This window comes from Pedobacter sp. SG908 (genome assembly GCF_011759615.1).
Lineage (GTDB): Bacteria > Bacteroidota > Bacteroidia > Sphingobacteriales > Sphingobacteriaceae > Pedobacter > Pedobacter riviphilus.
Map to the genome: position 1 here is coordinate 964,031 of NZ_JAAOYY010000001.1, position 13,728 is coordinate 977,758.

The 13,728-nt window shown below is 41.3% G+C and carries 7 protein-coding genes; all 7 read left to right on the top strand.

The genetic code is table 11. The annotated features are described in order from the left end of the window. Positions 1–217 precede the first annotated feature (217 nt). The 7 genes from FHT21_RS04200 to FHT21_RS04230 all read left to right on the top strand — a co-directional run bounded on the left by FHT21_RS04200 (position 218) and on the right by FHT21_RS04230 (position 13,664). Positions 218–3,406: a TonB-dependent receptor gene (locus FHT21_RS04200; protein ID WP_167293511.1), complete on the top strand. Its 3,189-nt coding sequence runs from the start codon at positions 218–220 to the stop codon at positions 3,404–3,406. Positions 3,407–3,436: 30 nt separating this feature from the next. Continuing rightward, positions 3,437–5,032: a RagB/SusD family nutrient uptake outer membrane protein gene (locus FHT21_RS04205; RefSeq protein WP_167293512.1), complete on the top strand. Its 1,596-nt coding sequence runs from the start codon at positions 3,437–3,439 to the stop codon at positions 5,030–5,032. A gap of 23 nt (positions 5,033–5,055) precedes the next feature. Then, positions 5,056–6,504 carry a glycan-binding surface protein gene (locus FHT21_RS04210; protein ID WP_167293513.1) on the top strand — a complete coding sequence of 483 codons (1,449 nt, stop codon included), beginning with the start codon at positions 5,056–5,058 and terminating at the stop codon, positions 6,502–6,504. Between the two features lie 194 nt (positions 6,505–6,698). Further along, positions 6,699–8,216 (top strand): cellulase family glycosylhydrolase, encoded by a 1,518-nt coding sequence (locus FHT21_RS04215; protein ID WP_167293514.1) that lies wholly within the window; start codon positions 6,699–6,701, stop codon positions 8,214–8,216. A 188-nt stretch (positions 8,217–8,404) separates the two neighbouring features. Continuing rightward, on the top strand, positions 8,405–9,883 hold the full coding sequence (locus FHT21_RS04220) for a cellulase family glycosylhydrolase (RefSeq protein WP_243853850.1): 1,479 nt from the start codon (positions 8,405–8,407) through the stop codon (positions 9,881–9,883). 167 nt (positions 9,884–10,050) lie between these two features. Beyond that, positions 10,051–11,643 (top strand): glycoside hydrolase, encoded by a 1,593-nt coding sequence (locus FHT21_RS04225; protein ID WP_167293515.1) that lies wholly within the window; start codon positions 10,051–10,053, stop codon positions 11,641–11,643. A 41-nt stretch (positions 11,644–11,684) separates the two neighbouring features. Next, positions 11,685–13,664 (top strand): sialate O-acetylesterase, encoded by a 1,980-nt coding sequence (locus FHT21_RS04230; RefSeq protein ID WP_208398859.1) that lies wholly within the window; start codon positions 11,685–11,687, stop codon positions 13,662–13,664. Positions 13,665–13,728: the final 64 nt, after the last annotated feature.

A 13,728-nucleotide genomic window follows, 5' to 3' on the forward strand; every position in this document is an offset into this window, starting at 1 on the left:
AGTTTGATAATTTGCTATCTGAAGCAATATAGTTAACAAAATTTCTCTTCTCTTTATCATTTGAAGCATCCCCAGGTTTCATCTGAAACTATATTTGATATTCATAAAGCCAGTAATTAATGGTATACCACGGACTTATTAATGTAATAAGATAAGTGTATGGTAGCTAATAAGTAAATATCATTTTACCGGTCAAACAAACCAAAATAAACCAAATATGAACCAAACAATTTTTATCAGAAAATTGCCAGCTTTTATGCTCTTGGTAATTTTCTTAATGCTCCTGCATTTAAAAGGTTATGCCCAGGATCGATTAATTACCGGAAAGGTAGTGGCTAACGAAGATTCCTCTCCTTTATCGGGAGCAACTGTACTACTAAAAGGAAAGAATAAATCAACAGTTACAAATGAGCAAGGACTATTTTCCATACTTGCAAAAAAAGGAGATGTTCTCATTTTTAGAGTAGTCGGCTTTAAACAGCAGGAGCTAACGGTAGGTGATGTCAATATCATGAATGTGACCCTAAAGGGTGAACGTACCAATTTGGATGACGTTGTTGTTATCGGTTATGCTAAGATAGCAAGAAAAGATGCGACGGGTTCAATAGGTTCGATATCTGGAGATGAGTTACGTCAAACACAGCCAACTACTTTTGATCAGGCCCTGCAAGGTAAAGTTGCCGGGGTTGTGGTTCAACAGGTATCGGGTCAGCCTGGTGGTGGTGTATCTATCCAGATCAGGGGCGTGTCGTCAATAAGCGGTTCTAATTCACCATTGTTCGTTATAGACGGTGTTATTATCCCGCCCGTAAACGATCCTGGTAATGGGTCGAATCCTTTAAATGCCATCAACCCTGCCGAAATAGAATCAATAGATGTATTAAAAGATGCTTCGGCTACTGCTATTTACGGTTCGCAGGCAACTAATGGCGTGGTGGTAATTACCACGAAAAGAGGTAAGGTAGGGGCACCAAGCATAAGTTATGATGTTTATGGAGGTTACCAGGAAATACCTGGGCGATTACCTACAATAGACCTGCAACAGCTTGCAACATTTATTAACGCCAGGGCTGCAGTTTGGGGTTTCGACGTAAGACCAGAATTTGCCAATCCACAATATTTAGGTAAAGGTACCGACTGGCAAAAGGAATTGTTCCGTAGAGCACCGATGCAGAATCATACCATTACTTTAAAAGGAGGTGATACAAGAACGCAATATTTACTGTCAACCTCTTATTTCGACCAGGAAGGTATAGCCCTTGGATCTGATTTTAAAAGGTATTCGGTAAGGTTGAATTTAGATAATAAAACTACAAACTGGCTAAAAATAGGAACCAGTCTTCAATTGGCCCACGTAGATGAAAACGTAGCGGCAACGGGTAGCAGTGTAATTCTTACCGCGCTAAACAATACACCTGATATACCGGTAACCAACTCTGATGGTACCTGGGGTGCGGTTACAAACAACAGTGGCTGGGTACAGCCTTCAGCGAATCCGGTTGCACTGGCTACCATTATTAAAAACCTGAGAAAGCGAAATCAGATTTTTGGAAATGTGTATGCCGAAATACAAATAGCTAAGGGATTATCATTGAGAAATGAGCTATCGGGTAATTTTGATTTTACCACCGAAGATTATTTCTCTCCGAGTTATACTTTTGGTAAAGGTACGCCAAGTCAGAATAGTGGTTCTACATCAGCCGGCCAAAATTTCTATACCGTAATACGTAATTTTCTGAATTACAACCATACTTTCGGGAAAATCAGATTGGATGCCTTGGCTGGGCATGAGTCGCAGGAAAGCACATTTCATAATGTTAGTGCCGGCCGTATCAATTTCCCTTCAAACAATGTACAGGCCATTAATGCCGGCGATCCAACCACAGCTACTAACGGAGGCGATAATTCATTATCAAACCCGAAAGGTGGTAGTGCGCAGGAATCATATTTCGGCCGTATCAATCTTTCATGGGATGATAAATACCTGTTAACCGGTAATATACGGAGAGATGGTTCTTCTAATTTTCCTGCTTACAACCGTTGGGTAACTACCTATTCGGGTGGATTTGCCTGGAAAATTAAAAATGAGAAATTTTTGAAAGATGTTGAAAGTATTAACGACCTGAAACTGAGGTTAGGATATGGACTGACCAACAACCAGGGTATACAGGGAAATACTTTTATCACTCAGCTTACCTCAGTGCCCAATGGCCTGTCGGGTACGGCACAATTCCAGAGCAATTTGGCCAACCCGAATGTAACCTGGGAAAAAACAGATTATTACAGTGCAGGAATCGACGCTTCATTTTTTAATGGCAGGTTAAGTTTTGTATTGGATGTTTATAACCGCCAAACTGACGGACTTTTATTAAAGGTGCCACTTCCTTTATATAGTGGAACTTCGGCAGGTTATTCGCCTGGAAGTATGGCGGCTCCTTATGTGAATGTTGGTAAGGTGAGCAATAAAGGAGTCGATTTCCAGATCAGTTCTACCAACATCAGTACTGAAAAATTCAATTGGAAAACTAATTTTACCATCTCCAGAAATGTCAACAAAATAATCTACTTAGGCTCTGGTGGTGATCAGGCCAACTTAAGTACATCATTTAATAACGATATCATTCAAACAACAGTGGTAGGTCAGCCTATAGGCCAGTTTTATGGTTACCTGTTTGATGGGGTTTTTGCAACACCACACGATCTTCAAACTCATGCCAGGCCAGTTAACTCAACCGGTAATCCTTATCCGGTATCTGCAGCGGGCGGAGGAATCTGGTATGGCGACCGTATGTTTAAAGATTTGAACGGCGACGGTATTATAGACGCTAAAGACAAAACTTTTCTGGGTTCTCCATTGCCAAAATTCCAGTTTGGTTTCAATAATACATTTACCTACAAAAATTTTGATCTGAATGTTTTCTTCAGCGGAAGCTATGGCAACAAAATATTCAATCAGTTAAAGGTATCTCAAACCGATCCGCAAAACAATTCAAGCTATTTTTCGGCAATATTAGATTATTCGAGGCTGGCTTTAGTAGATCCAAACGGCTCTGCAACAGATGTTAATAACGTGTATGTTACCAACCCAAATACCACTATTGTAAGTTTGAGAAACGATAACACCAATGGTAATAACCGTCCAAACAGTTTGTTCATTGAGGATGGTTCATTCATAAAATGTAAAAACATTACATTGGGTTACCGCTTGTCTGAAAAACTCTTGTCAAAAATACACATCCGTTCGGTGCGGGTATACGGTACAGTGACCAATGCATTTATCATTACGAAATATTCGGGTATGGATCCTGAAATAGGTTCGTGGAATCCCCTTGCGGCAGGATGGGATAATGGTTACTATGCTCAGCCAAGAGTGTTCACTCTGGGAGCTAATATAACCTTAAATTAATAAAACGATTACCGATTTAAAAATAGGTTCATGAAATCAATTAACAAAACGATTATAACCATCCTGTTATTTGCAGTAGCAATTGCTGGGTGTAAAAAGAGTTTCTTAGACCGTCCGTCTAACTCGCAGATCAGTTCTAATAACTTTTATAAATCAACTTCCGACTTACGGCTTGCCACTGCGAGCTTATATGCTGGTGCGCAATGGTCGAGGTGGAACAGAAGTGGGATGTTGCCGTTTGGCGATGTGCTGGCAGGTACCGGTAGTTTTGCATATAGCCAGGATTTGGTTCAGCTTTTTACGCGTACCATTACTGCTCAGAACAGCTACGTTTCAGAAGCCTGGATTAGTTTATACAATGTTATAGGACAATCCAATACGGTTATTAATGCCATAAAGGAGCAGGCTGATGCGTCAATCCCACAAGCGGATAAAAATGCGGCTATAGCCGAGGCAAAATTTATCCGTGCCATGGCTTATTATTATTTGGCTATTTATTACGGTGCTGTGCCTATTATTGAAGATAACAGGAAATTGATCGACAACCCACTGCTTAACCGCAATATTATGTCGGATGTTTACAAATTTGCAACCAACGACCTGACTTATGCGGCACAATACCTGCCTAAAACAGATCAAAAAGGCAGGCTAACAACCTGGTCGGCACAGGGTATGCTGGGTAAAGTATATCTGACGATGGCAGGCGTAGGCAAAAGTGGTGGTGTACGCAACCAATCTTTGTTAGACAGTGCTAAAAAATATGCAGGCAATGTATGTAAAAACAGTGGATTGACATTGTTTCCAAGCTACTATGATCTGTTTAAGGCGCAAAATAACGATAGCCCGGAATCACTGTTTGCGCTTCAATGGACTGCAGGGGTTGGCTATGCTACGGGTAACGACTTGCAAACATGGTATGCACCAACCGGCGAAGTACTTCCTCAAAAAACAGGTGGATGGCAATCTTTAGCGCCAACTTACGATTTATACCGGATGTATTCGCCTAAAGATACGGTAAGACGAAAAGCGACCATTATGCTCAACGGAGATTTTTATCCTGAATTGAATCAAGCCGCTGGTGGTTATAAGGCCACTGGTACAGGCATGAAAAAACACATTATTGGTAACGAAAAAGACAACAACGCACCAACTATGGGATCATGGTCTTCTATAGAGCACAACTCGCTACTGAGGTTGGCCGATGTATACCTGGTTTATGCCGAAGCTATTTTGGGTAATAATACCAGCACAAGTGATGCAGATGCGTTATTGTATTTTAATAAAGTGCGTACAAGGGCCGGTGTAGATCCGGTAACTTCGATAACCCCAAATATGCTGCGGATTGAGCGGAGAGTTGAGCTGGCTTACGAGGGCCAATATTGGATAGATCTTGTGAGGTTTTCTTATTATGATCCAACCAATGCGGTGAAATGGCTTAATGATCAGGATGCTACTCACGGACGGATTGGGTTTACGTATGATCCTGTAACGAAAATAGCGACAAGGGATACTACTGCACTACCGTCTACACTTCCGGCCACTATAAGTTCATTTACGTTGCCAATCCCGGCATCAGAGATGACCAGTTCGCCGAAACTTGCAGAGCCACCCGTACCATATTATTAATTAGAACATTAAAAATAAATATTATGAAAAAGATAATATACCAAATCTTTTCTTTGTTGGCGCTTTGTCTTATAGTTACGGCTTTACTGCCGGCCTGTAAAAAAGATGCAAAAGACAAAGGAGCTCCTGTTATTACGAATATCAGGAGCTACGTAGCCTCACCTAATGATACGGTTTTGAAGAGCGCAGTGGCAAATGGCCAATACGTGGTTATAACCGGCGAAAATCTCAGGTACGCTACCCGGATTAGCTTTAACGGGGTTGATGCCACCTTTAATACTGCGCTATTTGCATCTAACAGTGCAGTAGTGCAGATACCTGCCATGGAATATTCAAAAATTGATACCGCTAAACTCTATACTGTAGATTATGTAACAACAAGTGGTTCTACCACGTTTTCGTTTAAACTAGGGCCTGCAGCACCTAAAGTTACAGGGGTATCTAACTTGTATGCTAATCCGGGCGATTCAGTATATGTTTTTGGTACGGACTTCTTTTTTGTGAAGCGCTTTTCGTATAGGGGCACAACTATTCAATCGTTTAAATTGAATCCTCTCGGAACTTCCATTGGTTTTATTATGCCGGCTACAACAAGCAATGATATCATATCTGTAAGTACTAAAAGTGGCGACGTAAATTTCAAAATAGTGGCAACACCAATTATCGCCAGTGTTTCGAATGAAAATGCCAACCCGGGCGATTCGGTATATGTTTATGGTACTTATCTTAAAAATATCCAAACGCTAAACTATGCTGGTACCGCAATTACTTCTTTTAAATCAGCTGCTAACGGAAGTTCGGTAGGATTTATTTTACCTACGCTTACGCATAGTGGACCGGTATCCATTACCACCTCGTTTGGTTCAACCAGTACCATATACAATGTAAACGATACAGAAACCGGCTCTATTTCAAATTGGGACAGTAATTTCAACTGGCAATATTGGGGAGCCGGAAAACAGACTCAGGGAGACCCGCATTTCCCTGGAAATTCAAGTACCTATATGGCTATGGATATTAGCGGGCTATCTCAGGGTGATGGCATGCCATGGACAACCAATATACCAATGAACGGCGCACAATGGGTGCCGGCAGCGAATATTGCCGATTCGGTTAGTCACTGGGCATTTAAGTTTGAAACCAATATCCCACGAGCATGGAATGGCACTACAGTGAATATTGTAACCGGAGTGGGTGGCTTTATAGCCCGGTGGGAGCCATGGCAAAAAACGGCTACTACCACCGCGCCTTATACCACTAAGGGTTGGGTAACGGTAACTATTCCGTTAACATCATTCCGTAAATCAGATCCAACGCTTGGTGAGGGTAAAGGCGATTCCATCGCTAAAATCGCCGATTTAACAGGACCATCAGGAAATACCTCATGCATCTTGTATGTACATAACTATGGAACTGCTGCAGGGAGTTTTTACGGGGCCTTCGATAATTTGAGGGTGGTAAGGATTAAATAAATTAATGAAGCTGTATCATAAGTATGAATTGTCATCCTTGAACTTCCCGAAGTTTCGGGACAAGTAATCGAAGGGCCTCTTTTAAATATCTTAAGGCATTTCGACAGGCTCAATGTGACAAATTTGGTGGGAAACTACAACTTATGATACAGCCTCTTGTAAGCAATAATGGTGTACTTGTTTAAACATAACATATGAAAATAATAAAGACGCAGAATATATACAAGGTTTTAGGAATATTTCTCGGGATTTTACTGGTAACATCCTGTAAGAAATCGCAAACAGAATCTGCACAATTAACACTTTCTAATATAACACAGGCGATCTCAGAAGAAGGCGGTACGGTGGGGTTGAGCTTTACAAGTGACGCCGAATGGAGTGCTACAAAAGAAGGTGCTGAATGGTTAAGTTTAAGTCAAACTTCGGGCGGTAGCGGAGCAGGTACCATTAATTTAACCGCTTCATCAAACTCAACAGGGGCTAGCCGTTCAGTAGTGCTAATCATAAATTCAACCAATGGGCAAAGACGACGGATTACAGTAACACAAAATGCCCAAATTTATCCATCATATAATATATCCCCTAAAGCGGCAGATGCAGCTGGTATGAATAGTACAGCGATGGAATTGTGTAATAAAATGACTATGGGATGGAATATTTATAACACTTTGGATGCGCCAGGATGGGAAACCGGGTGGGGACAGCCGCCGGTTACCCAGCAACTGATTGATCTTGTAAAATCAACCGGCATGAATGCAATAAGGATTCCTGTTACTTGGAGTAATCACATCATAAATAAACAGACTCAGGAAATAGACCCGCTTTGGCTCGCCCGGGTAAAAGAAGTAGTTCAATATTGTTTTAATGCTAAGATGTATGTGATACTTAATACCCATCACGATGGTTATATAGATTGCAAAGTTACAGGAGCTAAACAGGATACTGTTAATGCCAAGCATAAGGCGATCTGGCAGCAGATAGCCACAACTATGCGCGATTTTGACGAGCATTTGATATTTGCCAGCGCAAATGAGCCTGAAGCAACAACTGACCAGGAAACCGCTACTTTAATGCGTTATCATCAGTCATTTATTAATGCTGTACGTTCTACCGGTGGTAAAAATGCCTATCGTGCATTAGTGCTTCAGGCGCCTAATACATCACTTACGTTGATGAACGAACAACTTAACCCGGCTAATGTATATAAAAGAGCAACATTGCCTAGCGATGCTGTTCCTCAAAAAATGATATTGGAATTCCACTATTACAGTCCGCCAAATTTTTGCATTATATCTGAGGATGCAAGTTGGGGAAAAGCATGGTATTTCTGGGGATCCGGTTTTCATACTAAAAATCCGCTCTTCCTGGATCGTAACTCTTCGCCTGCATCAGAAGAAGCTTCTGTTGACGCTGCAATGCGCTCTGTGAAAACAAATTTTACGGATAGGGGTATCCCAGTTATTATGGGCGAATATGATGTATCGTACCACGCTGATAAATTAAAAGGATACCCGGCTGATTCATTATTGGCATTAAAATCGGGTTGGCATTTTTATGCTTATGTTACAAAACAAGCCAAAGTGAATGGTATAGTGCCATTTTTATGGGCCAGCGGTATCTTCCAACGTCCATTTAAAAATGGTGTAGCCGCACCAGCTTATATAGGAGACCAGGTAGCATTAGATTCGCTGAAAAAGGGCGCAGGATTTTAGTAGAAACGTGATAAATTACCTCTCAACTACCCAGGTTCGGTTTTATCGTGCAAAGAAGCGAAAGCTTAAGTGCGATAAAAACTGCACTTGGTTTATATCTCGAACCTATTGACACGATCCTATCGTGCCACCGCAATTTTTTGTTGATGTGCCGATCCTATAATTTAAAAACAATAAAAGACAGACCTATGAATCATTTAAAAAAAATAAATATTAAAGGACCTCAGCCCATTTTAGTATTTATGATTTTATTTAACTTTTTTACTGCATCCTGCAAAAAGAAGGAAAACGTTGAACCACAGCTCAGCATTTCTTCATCCGAAATTGCTTTTCAGCCAGAAGGCAGTGTCTCAAACGTAACAGTTGCCAGCAATGGTAAATGGAGCACTAAAAATCCTGCCGACTCCTGGTTACAGTTAAACCAGGTGGCTGGAAATGAAGGAAATACAGAACTGAAATTAACTGCGGTACCTAATACCACTGGTTCTTCCCGTTCCGTTATACTGACGGTTACTTCAGACAATGGCCAGGCCAGAAGGCTTACACTCTCGCAGGCCAGCGTTTTGTATCCTTCGTACAACACATCGCCTAAAGCGCCAGACCAAACAGGTATGAGCAGTAATGCTGTGCAATTGGCAGCTAAAATGAAATTGGGATGGAATATCGGCAATACAATGGAATCACCCGGAGGCGAAAGTGGTTGGGGTAACCCGCAGATTACTGAATCGTATGTTAAATTTTTAAAGCAGACTGGTTTTAATGCGGTAAGGCTTCCATGTTCGTGGGATTGGTACCACTTAAGCGATCGGTCAAAGGCTACAATAGATCCTGCCTGGCTTAACCGCGTTAAGGAAGTGGTTAAATACTGTGTTGATAATGATATGTATGTATTGCTTAACATCCACTGGGATGGTGGCTGGTTGGATCATAATATCAATGCGGCTAAAAAAGACTCGGTTAATGCTAAACAGAAAGCATATTGGGAGCAGATTGCCACTACGATGAGAGATTTTGATGAGCATTTAATGTTTGCAAGCGCAAACGAGCCGCCTGCTGAGAATGCTGAACAGATGGCGATACTCAACAGTTATCACCAAACCTTTATCAATGCAGTTCGTTCTACCGGTGGCAGAAACAGTTATCGTGTGCTGGTTGTTCAGGGGCCTGGTACTGACCCCGATAAAACCAACAATTTAATGAATAGCCTGCCTACCGATCAGGTTGCTAACCGCTTAATGGTAGAAGTGCATAATTATACGCCTTCACAATTCACAATTCTGGATAGTGATGCAAGCTGGGGTAAAATGTTTTATTACTGGGGAACAGGTCATCATTCTACTATTCAGCCCGACCGTAACGCCACCTGGGGCGAAGAGAGCGAACATATCCGGATATTCGGTCTGATGAAATCTAAATTCATTGATAAAGGAATTCCGGTCATATTGGGTGAGTACGGTGCTTATAAAAGGGGAGGTAGTAGAAACGTTCCTTTAGACCTGGCTGCACATAATGCTTCGGTAGATTATTGGAATAACTATGTAACCAAACAAGCTATTCAGTTTGGCCTTAAGCCTTTCTTTTGGGATACCGGTGGTGCATTAGACCGCAGAAACAATACAGTACTCGATCAAGGTACAATAAATGCCCTTGTAACAGCAGGTAAATAGTAATATTATACTGTAAATGTAAGGCTCAAATAAAAGATCCGGTGCCTGATCACTCGCAGTTTAATAAAAAAACAAATTTTCTGGAGATACGGAAGCTCAACTACTGATGAAAATCAGCACGTAGAGCTTCCGCCTTTACGCAAATAACAATACATACAAACACACAAATGCAAAAAAATCTTTGGTTATTGGTCGTATTACTTTTTTCATTCTCAGGTAGAATAATCGCCCAGAATTCTAAAAAAAACAGGCCAATTATTCAGGAACGGATAATAAATGCCGATTTCAGCCAGGCTGCCGGCAAATTGAACACCATGTTTAATGAGTGCGTGGGAGCAGGACGCGCAAATGAAGGCCTTCGGGCCGATTGGCAGCAACAGCTTGCCTATGTTAAAAAAGAGTGCGGTTTTAGATACATCCGCATGCATGGGCTGTTAACAGACGATATGGCGGTATACACCGAAGATAATAAGGGTAATACACAATACAATTATATGTATGTAGATGTTTTATTCGATTTTCTACATAGTATAGGCATCAAACCTTTTGTTGAACTTGGCTTTATGCCCGGAAGGCTTGCCAGTGGAAATGCAACCATTTTCTGGTGGAGAGGAAATGTAACCCCACCAAAAGATTATGATAAATGGGCTGCTTTGGTGAAAAATCTTACAGAACATTTTACAGAACGTTATGGTGCAGATGAAGTGAAAACCTGGTATTTTGAGGTGTGGAACGAACCCAACCTCTCTCCCGGATTCTGGACAGGAACACAAGAAGATTATTTTAAATTATACAAATATTCTGCACAGGCAGTTAAAAGTGTAAACAAAGCATATCGCGTTGGCGGCCCGGGAACTGCGGGAGCAGCCTGGGAACCTGAAATGATCGAATATTGCCACAAAAATAATGTGCCTATAGATTTCATAAGCACCCATGCGTATGGCGTGGGACAAGGCTTTCTGGATGAATACGGACAGGGGGGCACTGTACTTGATAAAAATCCGATGAGCGTGAGCAAAGAAGTACTTCAATCCAGAAAGGAGATAAAAGAATCGGTAATGCCAAATTTGGAGTTGCATTATACAGAATGGAGTTCATCATACACACCAGCCGATGCCATTCATGATAGCTACCACAGCGCGGCATATGTACTTCAAAAACTGAAGCAGGTGGGAAATGCTGCCAATTCCATGTCTTATTGGGTTTTTACTGATATTTTTGAAGAGCCGGGTCCGCGTTACACCCCATTTCATGGTGGTTTCGGAATGTTAAATACGCAGGGAATTAACAAACCGGTATTTTATTCCTACCAGTTTTTAAACCGTTTGGGGAATATCGAACTGGTAAATAAAGATCTGGCTTCATGGATCTGCAAAGATTCGTCAGGAAACATACAGGGGCTTGTATGGGACTATACCTATACGCTTCCCGATTCAACCAATAATCAACAATATTATAACCGCGATCTCCCATCAAAACCGAAAGGGAAACTGAAGATCAATATTGCGAATGTGCCTGATGGTAATTATGCGCTGGAAGTTTATAAGGTAGGTTACCGTGATAACGATGCCTATTCAACCTATCTTTCCATTGGAAAACCATCGCAACTTTCAAAACAGCAGGTAGAACAAATAAAGAGACAGAATGATGGTTCACCATTTTCTAAAGAAATCATCACCATAAAAAATGGGCATGCTTTTTCGAAAGCCTTGGATCTTCGTGAAAATGATGTTTTCTTCTTCAATATGATCAAGCTTTAAACCGGATATTTTTTTGACAGAATTATCTTACTAATCAATACATGAAAAAAATAATGAGAACAGGGATACTAAGATTTTTTACATTTTTTGTACTACTCTTCTCCGTTCAGGTTCAAGGTTATGCTCACATTACATTGCCAAAAATGTTTGGCAATAACATGGTATTACAAAGAGGGATTAAAATTCCCATCTGGGGAAAATCGGCGCCAGGAGCAAATGTAAATGCAATACTTGGAGAAATCAGGGTGAAGGCCACTGCAAACGGACAAGGAGAATGGAAAGTATTTTTTCCTGCCTTTAAAGCCGGCGGACCATATAAACTCAGCATTTCTGAATCGGGAAGGCCAGGATCAGGGGTCGAATTACAGGGAATCCTTATTGGCGATGTATGGCTGGCTTCCGGGCAATCTAATATGGAGTGGTCTGTACAGCAGGCACAAAATGCAGTTAATGAAATTGCCAAAGCAGATTTTCCAAAAATACGGTTATTTCAAGTCGAACATGTTAAGAAATTAAGCCCTCAACAGGATGTAGCAGGAGGAAAATGGAAAATTTGTAATCCAGAAAATGTGGCTCAGTTCTCGGCTGTTGCCTATTATTTTGCAAAAAAAATACACCTAGACCAGGGCGTTCCGATTGGTATTATACAAAGTACCTGGGGCGGGACCCCGGTTGAATCGTGGACGAGCCGCGAAAAATTGCTTTCTTCTCCAATTACCAAAGCAAAAACATTGGCAAATGATACCCTGACTGAGCGGCATTTTGTAAAGGATAGCCTCGATCAGGTGCGTTCATGGGATATTCTTTATCACCCATATCAAAATGCTGATAAAATAATTCCGCAACCAGGTTACAATGATTCTGGATGGCCGGTAATCGAAATGCCTAAGCTGTTAAAAGATTTTGGGATCGGGCATTATGAAGGAATGATTTGGATGCGCAAAAAAATCATTTTGCCAGAAACTTTTTTAAAGTCCGACGTAACACTTTACATCGGACGGCCAGATGTGAATTATTCGCTTTACGTAAATGGTACCGAAATTTGTAAGACGGTATGGAACACTAATCCCGGGCAACACTATACTATTCCTGCCAAAATCTTGAAAAAAGGTGAGAATACAGCTACGCTAAGGTTGGCCATGTTATGGGGAATTGGTGGATTAAACCCACCAGCAGAAGAAATGTATATCACAAATGGCAAGGCAAGAATATCATTGTCCGGTAGCTGGAAATATCAAAAAGATTTAGAGCCAGCTATGGCCAAAAACCGTAATTACCAATATTATCCTTCATTACTTTTCAATTCAATGATCAACCCGCTTGTCCCATACGGAATTAAAGGGTTTCTATGGTACCAGGGTGAAGCGAATGATACCGCGGCCTACAATTACCGTAAGTTATTTCCAATGCTGATCAAAGATTGGCGCGAACGTTGGAAACAGGGGAACTTACCATTCCTGTATGTCCAGCTGCCAAATTTTAAACAAATACAACCTCTTCCTTCGGAAAGTGAATGGGCTGAGCTTAGAGAAGCCCAGGCGCTGACTTTATCGCTACCCAATACCGCTATGGCCTGTACCATCGATATCGGGGAGGCTGACAATATTCACCCGGGCAATAAACAGGAAGTTGCACGCAGGCTTGCCCTTGCTGCCAATAAACTCGTGTATAAACAGGATAATATAGCTTCAGGACCATTATTAAAAAGTTTTTCGAAAGAAGGTAGTCGTATGCGTATCCGTTTTACAAATGCCGGTAATGGACTCATATCAAAAGATGCCAAAGCATTAACCGGTTTTGCCGTTGCGGGAGAAGACAGGCGCTTTCACTGGGCCGAGGCCAAAATAGAAGGGAATGAAGTGGTGGTTTACAGTGAGAAAGTGTCCCATCCTGTAGCTGTACGCTACGCCTGGGCAGATCATCCATCATGTAACCTGGTTAATTCGGATGGGCTACCCGCTAATCCATTTAGAACAGACAACTGGAAAGGAATTACCCAGAAGCAGATGCCTGGATTTTAAATGAAATTAGCTAACGATTTTAAGACTGGAAACTACTTTGGTAAAATAGAAGTAAAGGATTTAA

Excerpts from the sequence above, each read along its gene's own strand:
- FHT21_RS04200 (WP_167293511.1), top strand. The coding sequence starts at position 218 with ATGAACCAAACAATTTTTATCAGAAAATTGCCAGCTTTTATGCTCTTG.
- FHT21_RS04205 (WP_167293512.1), top strand. The coding sequence starts at position 3,437 with ATGAAATCAATTAACAAAACGATTATAACCATCCTGTTATTTGCAGTA.
- FHT21_RS04210 (WP_167293513.1), top strand. The coding sequence starts at position 5,056 with ATGAAAAAGATAATATACCAAATCTTTTCTTTGTTGGCGCTTTGTCTT.
- FHT21_RS04215 (WP_167293514.1), top strand. The coding sequence starts at position 6,699 with ATGAAAATAATAAAGACGCAGAATATATACAAGGTTTTAGGAATATTT.
- FHT21_RS04220 (WP_243853850.1), top strand. The coding sequence starts at position 8,405 with ATGAATCATTTAAAAAAAATAAATATTAAAGGACCTCAGCCCATTTTA.
- FHT21_RS04225 (WP_167293515.1), top strand. The coding sequence starts at position 10,051 with ATGCAAAAAAATCTTTGGTTATTGGTCGTATTACTTTTTTCATTCTCA.
- FHT21_RS04230 (WP_208398859.1), top strand. The coding sequence starts at position 11,685 with ATGAAAAAAATAATGAGAACAGGGATACTAAGATTTTTTACATTTTTT.